Genomic DNA, 16,542 nt, shown 5'->3' with positions numbered 1-16,542 from the left:
TCGACCATGGACAGCGCGGGGCCAAAAGGCGGCTTCGGCCGCCACCGCAAGATCATGCCCTTCGAGCCGGGCTCGATCGATGCCCTGCGCGACGCCTCCCGCCAGAAGGCGGCGTCACTCAACCAGCATGTGCTGGGCTATGGCACGCAAGCGGAAGCTGAATGGGCGGCGGCAGGCATTCCTGCCCCCGACCTGCCGGCGATGCGCAAATACCGGCTGGAGCGCATCCGCGCCGAGTTGAAGCGCCGTGGCTATGCCGGCGCCCTGCTCTACGATCCGGTCAATATCCGCTATGCGACCGACTCGACCAACATGCAGCTGTGGGTGGCGCACAACCCGACGCGGCATTGTTTCGTCGCCACCGAAGGTCCTGTGGTGCTGTTCGACTATTTTTCCTGCGAGCATCTGTCCGACCATTCCGGCGTCGTCGACGAGGTACGTCCGGCTGTGTCGTGGATCTATCTCTACAGCGGCGAGCTGACCGAGCAAAAGGTCCGCCGCTGGGCCGCCGGCATCGCCGATCTGCTCAGGGAACATGGCGACGGCAACAACCGCATCGCCGTCGACCACCTCGATCCGGAGGGCGTCGAGGAACTCGCTCGCCTCGGTATTTCGATCGGCAATGGCGAAGCGGTGATGGAAAACGCGCGGCTGATCAAATCGCCTGACGAAATCCTCGCCATGCGCCGCGCCATCGTCGCCTGCGAGGCCGCGATGGGCGAGATGGAACAGGCATTGACGCCCGGTATCTCCGAGAACGAACTGTGGGCGGAACTGCATCGCGGCAACATTGCGCGCGGTGGCGAATGGATCGAGACGCGGCTGCTGGCTTCAGGCCCGCGCACCAATCCATGGTTCCAGGAATGCTCCTCGCGCAAGATCGAGGCCGGCGACCTCGTCGCCTTCGATACCGACCTGATCGGGCCCTACGGCTTCTGTGCCGACCTGTCGCGCACCTGGCTTTGCGGCGACGCAGAACCTTCGAACGAACAGCGCGACCTCTTCCGCATCGCCGCCGATCAGATCCGGCACAACACCGAATTGATACGTCCCGGCATCTCGTTCCGAAACCTTGTCGACCGCTCGGCGGTGCCGCCGGGAGACTGCTTCCCGACACGCTATGGCGTGCTCTATCACGGCGTCGGCCTTGCCGACGAATACCCGACTTTGCCGCATGCCAGCGACTGGATGCCGGACACGCCGGATGGCGTTCTGGAGCCAGGCATGGTGCTCTGTGTCGAAAGCTATATTGGCCGGCTCGGCGGCCGCGAGGGCGTCAAGATCGAGGAGCAGATCCTGATCACCGAGACCGGCAACGAGCAGCTCTCAACCTACCCGTTGGATGCGAGGCTGCTCGGCTAACCCTACAAGGGCCTCACGCATTGCTTTGATCGTTTTTTCCGGTGTTGTCCTGGCGGTGATAAAGGGCAGCCCCTTGCGCCGCGCCGTCCAGCCGACGATCACGACCTTGCGCGCCGCCGGCTCGAAACGCTGCGCCAGCGCCCAGCTTTCGCAGTCGATCGCCGCTATATCCGCCCTGCCCTCGGCCACAGTGACGATCGAGCCGCGATGGCCGCCGCTTTCATTGCGCGAGGAAAAGATATCGAGGCTTTCGCCAGCTGCTTCCAGATCACGCGTCGGTGCGATGATGCCCGACATGGAATCGAGACTGTTGAAGGTGAAGCGCTTGCCGCGGATCAAATCGAGCGGCAGCAAGGCCCTGCCATCCGCCGGCGATCGCACTTCCGGCCCTTCGCCTGTCCGCATCACCAGCGCGCTCGAATAGAGCTCGCCCTGTCCGCCCTCATAGGCGTCGTAGCTTGGCTGGCCGACCACTTGCACATGGCGGGACAGGCCAAGCTCCATGGGACCCCAGCAGGTTTGCGCGAAGAGCAGCGCCGGATGCAGCCAAAGCTTGTGAAAGTCCAGTTTGTCAGGTGGCAGTGTCGCCGGATCCGGCGCGATCAGTTTTCCCTCGGCGTCGCGGATGCCGCCTGGTACCGCCGGCAACTCGCCATTGCGACGAACGATCGTCGACGGCGCGTCGATGCCCCTCTGCCGGAAGACATCGCGCAATCCTGCCCACTGCGCGTCGACTTCGCCACGCACTTCCGGCCAGTCATACATCGGCAAGGCCGCAACCAATTCACTCATGCCGACACTCAATCATGGTGCATCGAGAAAGGATCGCAAAAACACGGCGCCCAATCAGAATTGGCCGACACGGGTTTCCAGGATGCCCGGAATTATTCCTTGGGCGGCTCGGCGGGCACCGGCGCGGTGCCAAGCCCATTGATGTTGCGCGCCCGGATACGTGGCTTGAAGGCCCTGCCCGGCTCCGGCGCGCGCCGCAGCACCGGGTGCACGATCGGCTCCTTGGCCTTGAAGGCATAGGCTTTGATCAGCGCGAAATAATTGGGGTAGGCATAGCCATTGTTCATCCGCAGCCATTCGTCACGACGCTCGCGGAACAGCTGAGGCAGTCTGTACCAGGCCACTGTCGGGATCTTGTGGTGGACGAAGTGCAGATTGTTGTTGAGGAACAGGAATGACAGCGGCGAGCGCTCGATGATGACCGTGCGGCCTTCCGGGTGCTCGGACCATTGATGCTCGGCGAAAGTGCGGATCGCGATCAGCGACTGGCCGAGCCAGACCGGCGCAAGGATGTAGAGCCACAGCGGAATACCGAAGCCGAATTGCACGATGGGCATCACGATGGCGAGGCCGACCGCATGCAGCAGCCAAGCTTTGCGGATCGCCTTGTCGCCGGCAATCATACGCTTGGCGTCGTCGATGAAGAAGCCGATGCAGGACAGCCACGGACCGAGGAAGAATCGGCCGACCATCGTGTTGTTGATCTTGAGCAGGAACTTCATCGTCGGCGGCAGGTCGTCATGATGCCACAGCGCCTGATAGTAGCTTTCCGGATCGTCGAGCGGATCGGTCAGCCGCTCATCGGCGTGGTGGCGCAAGTGGAGCGTCTTGAAGCGGCGGAACGGCCAGACCAGACCGATCGGCAGGAAGACGAAGGCCTCGTTGACCGATGCGCTGCGCGTCGGATGGCCATGCAGGACTTCGTGCATGATCGACGACTGCAGTGCCAGGATGAAGCCAAGGATGGCGAGCGCCAGGATGGGATAAGACGGCCAGAGCAGGACACCGATGGCGAGCCATGTTCCGTAACAGAAGAAAGCGAGGACCACGGTTGGCCATTCGATGGCCGGTGCGTTGCGTCGCTTGATGCTCTTGCCTGTCATGCTATCGACCACTGCCCCTCAGTCGCCGGAACCCCAATGGTTCCTGACAGCATAGTGTCAGGAGAAGTGATTCTACTCAACGAGACAAAGTGTACAAAATGTTGCGATTGCGCATTTTTGACCGCACATGTTATACATTGTAAACAGCATTACGGATTCATTTACGCCTGAGACGCCGGTTCGGCCACTTCGGCGCAAATTTTTCCTCATGATTCGGGGAGCGAAGCGATGGACAAACGGGACCTGTCAGCAATCTTTCGGGAGCGTCTGAAGCTGCTCCTGACACGCTCCGACCTGAACCAGTCGGCTTTCGCGACCGCTGTCGGCATCGATCGCTCGGCGTTGTCGCAGCTGATGTCGGGCGCCTCGACGCGCCTGCCGCGGGCCGAGACGCTGCTCAACATCGCCGCCGAATTCAAGGTGTCGCTCGACTGGCTGCTGGGCTTAAGCCAGGATGAAGGCGTCACCGGTGAAATCCGCGAAAGCTTGGAGATCGAGGAGGCACCCGACGGTTTCGACCGAACGCTGCTCGCCAAATGGTTCGCCGAGGCCGCAGGCACCAAGATCCGCTATGTGCCGGCCGGCATCCCCGACCTTCTGCGCACGCGTGCGCTGGTCGACTACGAGGCCAATATCACCAACAGGAGCCGTCTGGCGCAGGCCAGCGAGACGCAATACCGCATCGAATACAACCGGCGCCCGGAAACCGACATGGAAGTCTGCATGCCGCGCCACACGCTGGAGATCTTCGCGCGTGGCCTCGGCGTGTGGGACCGCTTTCCGGAGGCCGACCGCCGGCAGCAGCTCGCTCATATGGCGACGCTGCTTGACGACCTCTACCCGACCTTTCGCCTGTTTCTCTATGACGGCCGCATGCGCTATTCGATCCCGCTCACCATCTTCGGCCCCTATCGCGCCGCCATCTATGTCGGCGACATGTATGTGGTGCTGAACGCCACGCAGCCGGTCCAGGCGCTGACCCGGCATTTCGACAATCTGATCCGAGCCGCCGACGTCAACCCGCATGAGGCAGCAAGCTTCGCGCGCAATCTGGCCGGGATGGCGTTCCCGTCAGGCGCTGTCTGATCACCGCGACGCCGTGAGCAGGCTATCGCCACCGGCAATCTCACCGCTATTTCATTGACTAGACATAAAGACTTCTTTATATCCTTATTCGAATTCAAAACACGAAAGCCAATCCGATGACGACGACCAACCCGATCGATGCGCTGCTGGCTGAAAAAGGCGTGCTGCTGGCCGATGGCGCCACCGGCACCAATTTGTTCGCCATGGGTCTGGAAGCCGGCGAGGCGCCCGAGCTGCTGAACGAGACGGCGCCCGACACCATCACCAGCCTGCACCAGAACTTCGTCGATGCCGGCGCCGACATCATCCTGACCAACTCCTTCGGCGGCACCCGCCACCGGCTGAAGCTGCATCATGCGCAGGACCGCGTGCATGCACTGAACAAGCGCGCCGCCGAGATCGCCCGTGCTGTCGCCGACAAGGCCGGCCGCAAGGTGATCGTCGCCGGCTCCGTCGGCCCGACCGGCGAATTGCTGATGCCGCTTGGCGCCATGACCTATGACGAAGCGGTCGACGCCTTCGCCGAGCAGATCGAGGGTCTCAAGGAAGGCGGCGCCGAAGTCGCCTGGATCGAGACCATGTCGGCGCCGGACGAGATCCGCGCCGCCGCCGAAGCGGCAATCCGCGTCGGACTGCCCTATACCTACACCGGCTCGTTCGACACCGCCGGCCGCACCATGATGGGCCTGCTGCCGAAAGACATCCACGGCGTCACCGACGGCCTGTCGCAATCGCCGCTCGGCGTTGGCGCCAATTGCGGCGTCGGCGCCTCCGATATCCTCGCCTCGCTGCTCGACATGACCGACGCGAAGCCGGAGGCGACGGTGATCGTCAAGGGCAATTGCGGCATTCCCGAATTTCGTGGCGCCGAGATCCACTATTCCGGCACCCCGGAGCTGATGGCCGACTATGTCCGTCTCGCCGTCGATGCCGGCGCGAAAATCGTCGGCGGCTGCTGCGGCACCTCGTTCCAGCACCTTGCCGCGATGCGCAAGGCGCTCGATGCGCATACCAAGGCGGATCGTCCGACGGTTGAGAAAATTGTCGAGCGCATCGGTCCGATGCGCAACAAGGTGGCGACGGAAAACACCGCCGAGACCAGCGAAGCCCGTCGCGAGCGTCGCCGCAGTCGCGCCTGACTTTATCGGGTTCGGTTACTCGCTGTTGTCGGCGTAGCTCGACTGCGCCGACTTGAAATCGACCACGTTGTCGCCGTGCATCGTCATCAGCGCTCCGGATGAAACCGGGTCGGTGATCTGCTCCAGCATGACGCGGAAGCGGTCGTTGGTCAGCGCCGACATGGCGGTGTTGCGCGCCTGCGCGACATCGTCGCTGATGCGTCTGGATTCGGATGATGGGGCTGATGAAACCGCCGAAGCGTCTCGTGCCGGCGGTGTCGAGTTGGCGATAGTCCTGATCTGCAATTCCGGCTCCCTCAAGCCCCGTAGACATCGCCGGTGTAACGTGAGGGGAGTTGCGATCCGGTACCGGAAATCGAGTGCAATTTAACGATCCGGGAAAATTCAAAAAAGGCCGGCAAGGGAATGGATCCCTCGCCGGCCTGCCTCACCCGCCCGTAGGCCGGTTCCCCGTATCAGAACGACCCCCGTCTGAGAGGAACCGGCGTATTGCCACTACCGGTTACCGCCCAGCGCCGAGGCAAGGCGCACAAGCGAAAGGAACTCGGACCTGTACCCAAACGGGTCGGCTCCTCGGGCGGCGGTGGCAATCTCCATGATCTTGTCGTAGCCGAACTTGGCGGTCGCATCCTCGTCGCGCAGTTTTTGGCCGAAGGCCGCGACGGCGACGGAGAAACGCTGGTCGGTGCTGGCCTGGTCGAAGGACGCGACCTCGTTGGCCGAGGTCACCGGCGTGGTGATCAGCTTCGAGACGTCTTCGTTCGGCAGCTTGTAGCGGATCTTGACGAAGGCATACTCGTCCGCATTGGCGACGCCGCCATTGTTCACCCCCGCCTGGCCATAGCGCAGCGGATCGATCTGCTCGCCGCCGCTGCCCTTGGGCGTGATCTCGTAGATCGCGGTGACCGAGTGGCCCGAGCCAATATCACCGGCATCGACGCGGTCATTGTTGAAATCCTCGCGGTTCAGCGCCCGGGTCTCGTAGCCGATCAGCCGGTATTCCGAGACCTTGTCTGGATTGAACTCGACCTGGATCTTCACGTCCTTGGCGATGGTGAACAGCGTCGAGGAGGCATCCTCGACCAGCACCTTCTCGGCCTCGGCCAGCGTATCAATGTAGGCGGCCGTGCCGTTGCCGTTCTGAGCGATGGTCTGCATCATCTCGTCGTTCAGATTGCCGCGGCCAAAACCGAACACCGACAGGAAAACCCCGGTCTTGCGCTCCTGCTCGATCAACCGCTTCAGGTCGTCATCATCGGTCTGGCCGACATTGAAGTCGCCGTCGGTGGCAAGCATCACGCGGTTGACGCCGTCCTTGATGAAGGACTGCTGGGCAAGCTTGTAGGCTTCCTTGATGCCGGCCTCGCCTGCGGTCGAGCCGCCCGGCTGCAAATTGTCGATGGCATTGAGGATCTTGTCCTTCTCGGCAATCTTCGTCGGCATCAGCACGGTGCCGGCATCGCCCGCATAGGTGACGATCGAGATGGTGTCGTCAGCCTTCAGCTTGCTGACCAACAGCCGGAACGCCGACTTGAGCAGCGGCAGCTTGTCCGGTTCGTCCATCGAGCCCGAGACGTCGATCAGGAACACCAAATTGGCCTTCGGCTGTTCGGCCGGCTTGACGTCAAAGCCCTTGATGGCGACGTGCATCAGCTTGGTGTGCGTGTTCCATGGCGTCGGCATGACGCTGACAGTCGAGTTGAACGGCGTCGACGCCGAGTCCGGCCCCTTCCAGTCATAAGGGAAGTAGTTGATCATCTCCTCGACGCGCACCGTATCGGCCTGCGGCACGAAGCCTTCCTTGAGCGAACGGCGCACGAAGGAATAGGATGCCGTGTCGACATCGATCGAGAAGGTCGAGACCGGATCCTCCAGGGCCGCATGCACCGGATTGGTCTTGAAATCCTGGACGCGGTCGCGGTTTTCTTCCTGGGGCGCGATCTGATCGGCCGGTGCGGTGGCAGGCTGTTGCGGCGCCATCAGCTTGGACTCTGCGGCAGGCATGCGTGCGGCTCGTGACGTGCTGTCGTCCGCCTGTGGAGGTGGCGTCAAGGACATGATTACTCTTTGGCCGCCGCTCCGCGCCGGTGCCGGTTCAGCCGGCGCAACCTGTCCCTGCGCATTCTGCTGCGCCAAACCTCCAGCAACAGTGGGTTCGGATTTCGGCGGCGAGGCCGGTGCCACAAGGGCATCCGTCGCATCGCGGCTTTCCACATCCGCGTCCGCCTTCTTGTCTTTCTCCGGCAAGCTCGTTGCAAGCGGCCCGTTGACCGCCTGATCTCCCGGCGCCTGCTTGGCCAACGGCTTCACGGTCGCCGGCTTGTCGGCCAGCGTCTCGGTGATCTTCTCGTCGCCGCCGAATTCAGGCGGCTGTTCCCTCAGGAGGTGGAAGGTGGCGTATCCGGCGATCGGCAGGGCGACGAGCCCGGCAAGGGCCGGCGTGGCAATAAGTTTCTTTTGCATGATCTCGCTCCAGAGCTTTTGTGCTCGCTCTGTGAGACGAAGACCGCCTGCCGATCCTTGGGTGACGGTGGAAATATTTTCCTGATCATAGGCACGCATGGCGGCTTCGAAGGCACGTGCCTTCGCGTTCTCGCCAGGCGCCGGCGCCCTGATGCCGCGCAGTTTGCTGAGTTCGTTGTCGTCGACCATGGTCACACTTCCCCGGCCGAACGCATCAGCGTCTTCAGCCGTTTCTTCGCTTCATGGATGTGCCAGGAAACCGTCGTCTCCGAGATCGCCATCGCCTCCGCGGCGGCCGCGTGGTTCAATCCCTCGCCATAGACCAGCAGCACCGCGTCGCGCTGCTTGTCCGGCAACTGCCGCACCGCTGCCCACAGGCCCTCGGCGGGATCCTCGCTCTCGGCCAAGGCCTCGCCGGAAATCAGCGCATGAACGCCGTAGGCCTCGGTCTTGACGGTCTCGCGCGCGGTCTTGCGCATCATGTCTCGCGCGGCGTTCATCGTCACGGAATAGAGCCATGTCGTGAAGGCGCCGCCGCCGCGATAGTCGCGGATCGCCTTGCCGAGCCGCACGCAGACTTCCTGGGCGATGTCTTCGGCATCCGCCTTCTTGCCGCACCAGCGATAGGCGGCGCGATAGACGAAGTCGTAGTGACGCTCCAGCAATGTGCCGAAAGCCCCCCTGTCTCCGCCCTTCGCCCGCCCGATCAGTTCGGCGTCGGAGGCTTCGCTCTCATCCAGCATCATCGCCATCATTTGCCTGTAGGACGAAGGCTAATGGCTGATCCTTGGGGTGATGCAAAGATTTTTTTGGCCGCGGTCCTAGCCCAGCGTTTCCGCAAGCAGGGTAATCAGCCGTTTCCAATGCCGCTCCGCGCCGGCAGCATCAAAGACGCTGTGGTCCGGCACGCACCAGCCATGCGCCATGCCGACATAGTTCTCGATCGTGTGGTCGACTTCCGCTGCTCTGAGCGCCTCCTCCAGCCGCCCCGACTGTTCCGGCGGGAAACTCCTGTCGATACCGGCCGTGCCGACATAGACACGAGCCTTGATCGAGGCCGCCTTGCGATGCGGGCTGTCGGCGGCGTCGCTGGCCAGATTGCCGCCATGGAAGCTTGCTGCCACGGCGATGCGATCGGGGTAGCTCGCGGCGGCGTTCAGCGCGCGCGCGCCGCCCATGCAGTAGCCGATTGTCCCGACCGGCCCGGTGACGCCCTCCAGGGCGAGCGCATCGAGGAAGTCGCCGCTGTCGCGGATCGTCATCTCCTGCGTCGTGCCGCTGATCAGCGCCGTCAGCTCGGTCTTGGTATGCTCCACGGCAAAAGCGCTCTTGGCATCGAAGGGCCCGTAGGGCGCATTGCGATAGAACAGGTCGGGTACCAGCACCGCATAACCTTCGTTCGCCAGCCGCTCGGCCATGCCGTCGAGCGTCAGCCGTGGCCCGAACGCATCCATATAGAGCACGACGCCGGCCTTGGCCCGAGAAGCGTCCGCCGGGCGGAACAGCCCTGCCTTGGCAAGGCCATCCCAGGTGTTGATCTGAAGGTCCTGCTTCGTCATCGCCTGCTCCGCTGAGTGTCGAGCGATACATATCGGCGCTGGGCGGATGGGCAAGGCGCAACGAAGCCGCGGCATTCAAGATTTCGTGCGGCATGCCGCCTGGATCTACAGGCGTGCAAACGCAGCCATGTGGAAGGCCTGGACTTCGGGAGGATAGCGATAGGACGTGCCATAGGGACAGGCATTGCGGTCCAGGCACCCGCCGCCGCGGCACGGCCCGCCATTCGCGCCCCGTACATGCGCCAGACAGGCCTGGTAGGCAAACCCGTCAGCGCAATAAGCGTCGACCGGACAGGATTTCAGGCACGGTTTCTCGACACAGCCATCGCAAAGATGGATCGCCTCATTATGCTCCGGAAGCGCGATCTCGTCCTCGAACAGCAGCGCGCCGCGATAGGCATGCCAAAGCCCGTATTGCGGGTGCATGAGGATGCCGAGCGGCGACGGCTTCAGCCCCTCCGCCCGCATTGCCCATTTCTGGAATGGCAAATAAGGCTTGTCCGAGGGCGAAACCGCGCGTGCGCCGAATGCCTCCGCCACCGCGCCGATGACCTGGCGCGACCAGTTGTCGAGCGGATTGGCGATTTGCTGCGGCTGCTGCTCGCGCCAGCGCAGGAAATGCGGCCAAGGATCCGCCCCCGCCTGCCCCACCAGCAAGACGGATTTTGCCGGCGCGCCCGAGACGCCATCAGGTGCCTCGTCGCTGTTCGCAAACGCAAAGCCGCCACGCAGGATGAGGCCATTGGCGCCAAGCGCGGCCGTGATCTCCTCGATCATGCCGCGCACAACATCATTCCTTCTTGACCGGATCGGAGAACGCGCTCCGCCAGACTTCCTTGTGGATGATGTTGGCGACTTTAGCCCCGCCTGACTCGGGCTCCTTTCACGTGAAGGCGTCGGGCATCGACCCCTTCTTCTTGGCGATGAAGTCCTTCAGGGCCTCGTCGATGCTCGGATCGAGATGCGGCGCCTCATAGCTTTCCAGCCAGCGGCGCGCGAGTTCGTTGGCGCGCTGCGGCGCGGTCTTCTCGCCCTCGGCCAGCCACTGCTCATAGGAATTGTTGTCGGCGATGTTGGAGCGGTAGAAGGCGGTCTGGAAATTCGCCTGCGTGTGGTCGCAGCCGAGATAGTGGCTGCCCGGCCCGACCTGGCGGATGGCGTCCATCGCCTGGCCGTTCTCCGACAGGTCGACGCCCTCGGAGAATTTCTGCGTCATGCCGAGCTGGTCGATGTCCATCATGAACTTCTCGTAGCAGGACGCCAGCCCGCCTTCGAGCCAGCCGGCCGAATGCAGCACGAAATTGGTGCCGGCCAGGATGGTCGAGTTCAGCGTGTTGGCGCTCTCATAGGCCGCCTGTGCGTCCGGGATTTTCGAGGCGCAGAGCGAACCGCCGGTGCGGAACGGCAGGCCGAGGCGGCGTGCGAGCTGTGCCGCGCCGTAGGAGACCAGCGATGGCTCCGGCGTGCCGAAGGTCGGCGCGCCCGACTGCATCGAGATCGACGAGGCGAAGGTGCCGAACAGCACCGGCGCGCCCGGCCGGATCAGCTGCGTGAACGATGCGCCGGCGAGCACCTCTGCCAGGACCTGCGTCAGCGTGCCGGCAACCGTCACCGGGCTCATCGCGCCGGCCAGGATGAACGGCGTCACGATGCAGGCCTGGTTGTGGCGCGAATAGACCTTGAGCGCGCCCAGCATGGTCTCGTCGAACACCATCGGCGAGTTGGCGTTGATCAGGCTGGTCAGCACCGTGTTGTTCTCGACGAAATCGTCGCCGAAGACGAGCTTGGCCATGGCCACCGTATCCTCGGCGCGCTCCGGCGCGGTCACCGAGCCCATGAACGGCTTGTCGGAATATTTGATGTGGCTGTAGATCATATCGAGGTGGCGCTTGTTGACCGGCACGTCGACAGGCTCGCACACCGTGCCGCCCGAATGGTGGATCGACGGCGCCATATAGGCAAGCTTCACGAAATTCCGGAAATCCTCGATCGTGGCATAGCGCCTGACACCGTCGAGATCGCGCACGAAGGGCGGGCCGTAGACCGGCGCGAACACGGTGGCATTGCCGCCGATCTGCACCGAACGCTCGGAATTGCGGGCATGCTGGGTGTAGACGGACGGCGCGGTCTTCAGCAGCGAACGGCAGAGACCTTTCGGGAAATGCACGCGCTCGCCCTTGACGTCGGCGCCCGCCTCTTTCCACAGCTGCAGCGCTTCGGCGTCGTCGCGGAAGATGATGCCGATCTCTTCCAGCACCGTGTCGGTGTTCTTCTCGATCAGCGCCAGGCCCTCTTCGTTGAGCACCTCATAGACGTTGATCTTGCGCTTGATGTAGGTGAGCTGCGTGCCGGGGCCGCCGCCGGAGCGCGCCGCGCGCCTGGCCGCCGCTCCACCGCTGGCGCCTCGCCCACGCCGCGCGTTTGACGCTTCCTGGTCGACTGCCGCGTGTTCGCTCATGATCGCTCTTCCCTGAATATGGCCGGGCCTCGATATGGACCGGTCCGTAACCGTTGCGGCCGCATGGCGCGGCTTTCGCCGGATCGTAGCCATGCACCCTATTCGAAACGGCCCGTCCGCGCCAACGCCTGTCGCAAAATCGACAAGAAAACCAATAGATTTTCCAGTCGCTTTCCTTTTGCGGGAAGTCGCAAATCAGCTATGGATACCCGCCCCCAGCGGGTTAGGTATGGACGCAAATCTGTTGTGCCTTGCGACGCAGTCGCGATGCCGTGAGGAGTTGGATCAAAATGGCCGACGACGAGATCATCCTTTCCGAGCTTTCCGACGAGGAGTTGGTGCAGCAGATGCACGACGATCTCTATGACGGGCTGAAGGAAGAGATCGAGGAAGGCACGCGGATCCTGCTCGAGCGCGGCTGGGTGCCCTACAAGGTGCTGACCGAGGCGCTGGTCGAAGGCATGCGCATCGTCGGCGAGGATTTTCGCGACGGCATCCTGTTCGTTCCCGAGGTGCTGTTGTCGGCCAATGCCATGAAGGCCGGCATGTTCATCCTGCGTCCGCTGCTGGCCGCCACCGGCGCGCCCAAGCAGGGCAAGATGGTGATCGGCACCGTCAAGGGCGACATCCACGACATCGGCAAGAACCTGGTCGGCATGATGATGGAGGGCGCCGGCTTCGACGTCATCGACCTTGGCATCAACAACGCGGTCGAGAAATATCTCGATGCCATCGAGCAGCACCAGCCCGACATCATCGGCATGTCGGCATTGCTGACCACGACCATGCCCTACATGAAGGTCGTCATCGACACGATGAAGGAAAAGGGCATCCGCGACGACTATGTCGTGCTGGTTGGCGGCGCGNGTCATCGACACGATGAAGGAAAAGGGCATCCGCGACGACTATGTCGTGCTGGTTGGCGGCGCGCCGCTCAACGAGGAATTCGGCAAGGCCGTAGGTGCCGACGCCTATTGCCGCGATGCCGCCGTGGCGGTCGAGACCGCCAAGGACTACATGAAGCGCAAGCACAATGTGCGCGCTGCGTCCTGATTGGCCAATCCGGCATGAACAGTGGCCGGCATGGCCAACGGAAAGAGCCGCGCCTTGCAGCGCGGCTTTTTTGTTCCCAAATGACGGGCGAGACTGCCGATCAGTTGACGGTGTCCTTGACCGCCCTGGCCGTCGACTTGACGTCCTTGCCGACGCCGCGGACAGTGTTCGCGCAAGCTGTAAGGGCCAGCGCACAGGCAAGAATGGCGATTGGTGCGATGCGTAGTAGTTTCATGGATGGTGTCTCCCTCAATAGCTAAATTTAACCCCGCAGCAACGAAGGCCAGCTCGGCTGGTTCCATGGCCAAAACACTGAAAACGAAACCGAATCAAGAAGACAGGCTGCTCGTCATCGCCTGCGGGATGATTGCGCGCGAGGTGTTGGCCGTCAAGGAACAGCTCGGGCTCGATCACCTCGAATTGACCTGTCTGCCGGCGGAGTTTCATTTCTATCCCGACCGCATCGCGCCCGCCATGGACAAGGCGATCGAGAAGGCCAAGGCGGAGGGCCACAAGCATATCTTCGTCGGCTATGCCGATTGCGGCACTGGCGGCCTGCTCGACCGGGTCTGCGAGAAGCACGGCGTCGAGCGCATGGACGGCCCGCATTGCTTCGCCTTCTACCAGGGGATGGACGCCTATGCGAAGGTCGCCGACGACGACATGATGTCCTTCTACATGACGGATTTCCTGTGCCGCCAGTTCGACGCCTTCTTCATGAAGCCGCTCGGCCTCGACAAGCACCCGGAGCTGATCAAGGATTATTTCGGCAATTACGAGAAGCTGATCTATCTCGCCCAGACCGACGATCCGGAGCTCGACAAGGTCGCGGAAAAGGCCGCCGCCCTGCTCGGCCTCGCCTATGAGCGGCGCGCGACGGGCTATGGCGACCTGACGGCCGGAATGGCACAAGCCGCGGCTGGCGCCGCCCCGCGCCAGCGCTAATCTAAGCCGGACTCTCTTCCACCCGCAGCGCCGCCAGCACATCGGCGAAGCTCGTCTTACAGACGAAACCCAGCCTGTCCCGCGCCCGCGACGCATCGTAGACCCGGTCGATGGAGGAAAACATCGTCCAGCCCTTTCCCGCGTAAAGCGCCGGAAAGTCAGGGAAATAGCGCGCGACGACCGATGGCGCGTCCCTAATCAGCGCGTCGCAGTCGCCGGGCTGAAACGGAGTCGCCGCCGAGACGATGAAAATATCGAAGCCAAGCTGCGGCGCCTTCTCCAAGGCAGCGACATGAGCCTCGGCCGCGTCTTCGACGGTCAGCCGCCGGAACAGCAATTCGTTCGCCTTGGTGTTGGCATCAGACTGTTCGATGGCATGCGCCATGTCGTCGGCTTCGGGAAAGAAGCGGGCCGTGCGCAGCACGACCACCGGCAGGCCATGCTGAAGATGATAGAGACGGCAAAGATGTTCGGCCGAAAGCTTGGTGACGCCATAGATGTTGCGTGGTTCGGGCGACATCGCCTCCGTCAGCCAGGCGGCCTTGCGCGCGCCGCCACTGAACCCGTCGCGTATCGCCTGCGAGATCATTAGCGAGGTCGTCGACGTGAACACGAAGCGCTCCACACCGGCCGCCACCGCCGCGTCGAGCAGGTTCAGCGTGCCCTGCACATTGGTCGCCACGAAATCGCTGTTGGCGTGGCTTTCTATGTTGGGCTTGTGCAGCGCGCCGCTGTGGATGATCGCTTCGATGCGGTTGTCGCCGACCGTGCGCAGGACAAGGTCACGGTCGGCGATCGAGCCGATCATCTGCGTTTCAACAGATGGAACCGGGTCAAGACCTATCACCTCGTGACCAAGGCCCCGCAGCCGCGGCGCCAGCGCGCTGCCAAGCCAGCCCGATGACCCCGTGAGCAAGATTCGCATGCGCGCACCATGATTTTTGATGGTGACGCTGTTAAGCACGGATGACAGGCGCGAGCGACCCGGTAAAGTCAGGCATCGGCTGGCAGCGGCACCGCTCCAGACATTAACTGCCATTTTTTATCGATTGCCATTTTATCCAGGGAGTTCCAGATGATCCTTCGTCCCCTTTTCGCCGCCATCGGCCTGCTCTGCTGCACCCTGCCCGCCCTTGCCGACGGCGAGGTGCAGAAGTTGATCACACCTGCCGACAAGGCCCGCCTCGACAAATATGGCGAGACGCGCAAGGCGGCACTTGCCGAGGCGAAGGCCGGCAACCCGGCCGAGGTCAAGCAGCTCGACGTCTTGGTTGCGAAGCCCCTGGTGTCCTTTTCCGACAAGGACCTGACCGGCAACTGGCAGTGCCGCACCATCAAGGCGGGCGGAACGTCGGCGCTCGTCATCTATGGCTGGTTCAAGTGCAAGGTGACCGATGACGGCTCCGGCTGGCGGCTGGAAAAGGTGAGCGGTTCGCAGCGCACCAAGGGCCGCTTCTTCGACGACGGCGAAAAGCGTGCCATCTATCTCGGCTCCTTCACCGTCAACGAGGATCCGGCAAAGCCTTACGGCAGCGGTCCGCAGAGCGACCAGGTCGGCTATGCCTTCCGCACCGGCGCCAGCGAATGGCGCATCGAATTTCCCGCCCCTTACTATGAATCGAAGCTCGACATCCTCGAATTCAAGCGCTGACCCGGGTCCTTTCATGTCTTGCCTGGCGAGCTTTGGACACACCAACAATTAACCCGCCCCGCCTAGCATCCGGCCCATTGTCGAGAACGGGTCGCTTGGAGGGTGGCAAGATCCATGGCAGCATCGCAGTCCAGTCCGCGTCCGATCGTGGTCGTCACCGGAGGAGGCCAGCATGTCTGGGCCATGATCAACGCGATCGCGGACCGCGTCGGTCCTGTAAGCGTCGTCCTCGAAACCCCTGAATCCAAAAAGCAATTGCTAATTGGCCGGGCTCGTCGCCAAGGCTGGATCTCCGCCATCGGCCAGCTTGGCACGATGGTGCTGAGCAGGCTGGGTAAACGGTTCCTCGTCAGCCATACCGCACGGTTGATCGCCGAGGAGAAACTCGAGACCGAGCCCAGGCGGGACCAGGAGATCATCCATGTTGCCTCGGCAAACGGTCCGGAGTGCCTCGAGGCGATCCAGAAGCTCCAGCCTGGCGTCGTCCTGCTCAACGGCTGCCGGCTGTTGTCGAAGGACATGTTGGCCAGGATGCCTTGCCCGGTGCTCAACTATCACGCCGGCATCACGCCGAAATACCGCGGCATGAATGGCGGCTACTGGGCCCTGACATCGGGCGATCGCCAGAATTTCGGCACCACCGTGCATCTGGTCGATCCCGGCGTCGACACCGGTGCGGTGCTGAAACAGGTTCGCGGCCAGCCCAAGCGGGGCGACACCATTTCCAGCTATGCGCTCCGGCAGACCGCATTCTCGCTCGACATCTGCGTCGAGGCCGTCAGCGACGTGCTGGCCGGAAAGCTCGCCACCTTCGACCCCGGCCTGCCGTCGCGGCAATGGTACCACCCGACGATCTGGTTCTACGTCTGGACAGGCATCAGAACCGGCATCTGGTAGCGGATTCCTCACCCCGAGCCACTTGCCGCACGCC

16 protein-coding genes and 1 pseudogene are annotated in these 16,542 nt (G+C 62.9%); 7 read left to right on the top strand and 10 right to left on the bottom strand.

The window, feature by feature from the left end; all coding sequences use genetic code 11:
• The first annotated feature begins 6 nt into the window (after positions 1 to 6).
• Positions 7 to 1,362, top strand: coding sequence for a Xaa-Pro peptidase family protein (locus tag X743_RS167785; RefSeq protein ID WP_023763408.1), 1,356 nt, complete (start codon positions 7 to 9; stop codon positions 1,360 to 1,362).
• Here X743_RS167785 and X743_RS167790 read toward each other — a convergent pair.
• Positions 1,327 to 2,154, bottom strand: coding sequence for a PhnD/SsuA/transferrin family substrate-binding protein (locus X743_RS167790; RefSeq protein ID WP_023763407.1), 828 nt, complete (start codon positions 2,152 to 2,154; stop codon positions 1,327 to 1,329). The genes X743_RS167785 and X743_RS167790 overlap by 36 nt on opposite strands.
• Before the next feature lie 92 nt (positions 2,155 to 2,246).
• Positions 2,247 to 3,257: a fatty acid desaturase gene (locus tag X743_RS167795; RefSeq protein WP_031257344.1), complete on the bottom strand. Its 1,011-nt coding sequence runs from the start codon at positions 3,255 to 3,257 to the stop codon at positions 2,247 to 2,249.
• Positions 3,258 to 3,485: 228 nt separating this feature from the next.
• Here X743_RS167795 and X743_RS167800 point away from each other — a divergent pair, with 228 nt between their 5' ends.
• Complete coding sequence (locus X743_RS167800) at positions 3,486 to 4,343, top strand: helix-turn-helix transcriptional regulator (protein WP_023763405.1); 858 nt, start codon at positions 3,486 to 3,488, stop codon at positions 4,341 to 4,343.
• A gap of 116 nt (positions 4,344 to 4,459) precedes the next feature.
• A complete protein-coding gene (bmt, locus tag X743_RS167805; protein ID WP_023763404.1) occupies positions 4,460 to 5,482 on the top strand; it encodes a betaine--homocysteine S-methyltransferase in 1,023 nt (340 codons plus the stop codon).
• Between the two features lie 15 nt (positions 5,483 to 5,497).
• Here the strand turns inward: bmt and X743_RS1000000172670 are convergent, their stop codons facing one another.
• From X743_RS1000000172670 to X743_RS167835, 6 genes are all read right to left on the bottom strand, one after another.
• A complete protein-coding gene (locus X743_RS1000000172670; protein WP_023763403.1) occupies positions 5,498 to 5,767 on the bottom strand; it encodes a hypothetical protein in 270 nt (89 codons plus the stop codon).
• A 210-nt stretch (positions 5,768 to 5,977) separates the two neighbouring features.
• A complete protein-coding gene (locus X743_RS167815) occupies positions 5,978 to 8,134 on the bottom strand; it encodes a VWA domain-containing protein (protein WP_023763402.1) in 2,157 nt (718 codons plus the stop codon).
• Positions 8,135 to 8,136: 2 nt separating this feature from the next.
• Positions 8,137 to 8,697 carry an RNA polymerase sigma factor gene (locus X743_RS167820; RefSeq protein ID WP_023763401.1) on the bottom strand — a complete coding sequence of 187 codons (561 nt, stop codon included), beginning with the start codon at positions 8,695 to 8,697 and terminating at the stop codon, positions 8,137 to 8,139.
• Between the two features lie 69 nt (positions 8,698 to 8,766).
• Positions 8,767 to 9,504, bottom strand: coding sequence for a dienelactone hydrolase family protein (locus X743_RS167825; RefSeq protein ID WP_023763400.1), 738 nt, complete (start codon positions 9,502 to 9,504; stop codon positions 8,767 to 8,769).
• A gap of 105 nt (positions 9,505 to 9,609) precedes the next feature.
• Positions 9,610 to 10,290: a 4Fe-4S dicluster domain-containing protein gene (locus tag X743_RS167830; protein ID WP_023763399.1), complete on the bottom strand. Its 681-nt coding sequence runs from the start codon at positions 10,288 to 10,290 to the stop codon at positions 9,610 to 9,612.
• A 97-nt stretch (positions 10,291 to 10,387) separates the two neighbouring features.
• The gene (locus X743_RS167835) at positions 10,388 to 11,962 is read right to left on the bottom strand and encodes a trimethylamine methyltransferase family protein (protein ID WP_013894985.1); all 1,575 of its coding nucleotides are present in this window, start codon (positions 11,960 to 11,962) and stop codon (positions 10,388 to 10,390) included.
• Positions 11,963 to 12,252: 290 nt separating this feature from the next.
• Between X743_RS167835 and X743_RS01000000168495 the strand changes: the two are divergent.
• Positions 12,253 to 13,015: pseudogene (locus tag X743_RS01000000168495) on the top strand (B12-binding domain-containing protein).
• A 100-nt stretch (positions 13,016 to 13,115) separates the two neighbouring features.
• Here X743_RS01000000168495 and X743_RS1000000170160 read toward each other — a convergent pair.
• Positions 13,116 to 13,250 (bottom strand): entericidin A/B family lipoprotein, encoded by a 135-nt coding sequence (locus X743_RS1000000170160; RefSeq protein ID WP_013894983.1) that lies wholly within the window; start codon positions 13,248 to 13,250, stop codon positions 13,116 to 13,118.
• Positions 13,251 to 13,315: 65 nt separating this feature from the next.
• On the opposite strand from X743_RS1000000170160, the gene X743_RS167845 reads away from it, so the two are divergent.
• On the top strand, positions 13,316 to 13,960 hold the full coding sequence (locus X743_RS167845) for a DUF1638 domain-containing protein (RefSeq protein WP_023763397.1): 645 nt from the start codon (positions 13,316 to 13,318) through the stop codon (positions 13,958 to 13,960).
• A gap of 1 nt (position 13,961) precedes the next feature.
• Here X743_RS167845 and X743_RS167850 read toward each other — a convergent pair whose 3' ends face one another.
• On the bottom strand, positions 13,962 to 14,885 hold the full coding sequence (locus X743_RS167850; protein ID WP_023763396.1) for an NAD(P)-dependent oxidoreductase: 924 nt from the start codon (positions 14,883 to 14,885) through the stop codon (positions 13,962 to 13,964).
• A 150-nt stretch (positions 14,886 to 15,035) separates the two neighbouring features.
• On the opposite strand from X743_RS167850, the gene X743_RS167855 reads away from it, so the two are divergent.
• Together X743_RS167855 and X743_RS167860 are read left to right on the top strand one after the other, a co-directional pair.
• A complete protein-coding gene (locus X743_RS167855) occupies positions 15,036 to 15,611 on the top strand; it encodes a DUF4893 domain-containing protein (RefSeq protein ID WP_023763395.1) in 576 nt (191 codons plus the stop codon).
• A gap of 114 nt (positions 15,612 to 15,725) precedes the next feature.
• On the top strand, positions 15,726 to 16,508 hold the full coding sequence (locus tag X743_RS167860) for a formyl transferase (RefSeq protein WP_023763394.1): 783 nt from the start codon (positions 15,726 to 15,728) through the stop codon (positions 16,506 to 16,508).
• Positions 16,509 to 16,542: the final 34 nt, after the last annotated feature.

Origin of the sequence: Mesorhizobium sp. LNHC232B00 (genome assembly GCF_000502435.1) — a bacterium.
In the GTDB taxonomy this organism is placed as follows: Bacteria; Pseudomonadota; Alphaproteobacteria; order Rhizobiales; family Rhizobiaceae; genus Mesorhizobium; species Mesorhizobium opportunistum.
This window is presented reverse-complemented; position numbering and strand designations above follow the sequence as displayed.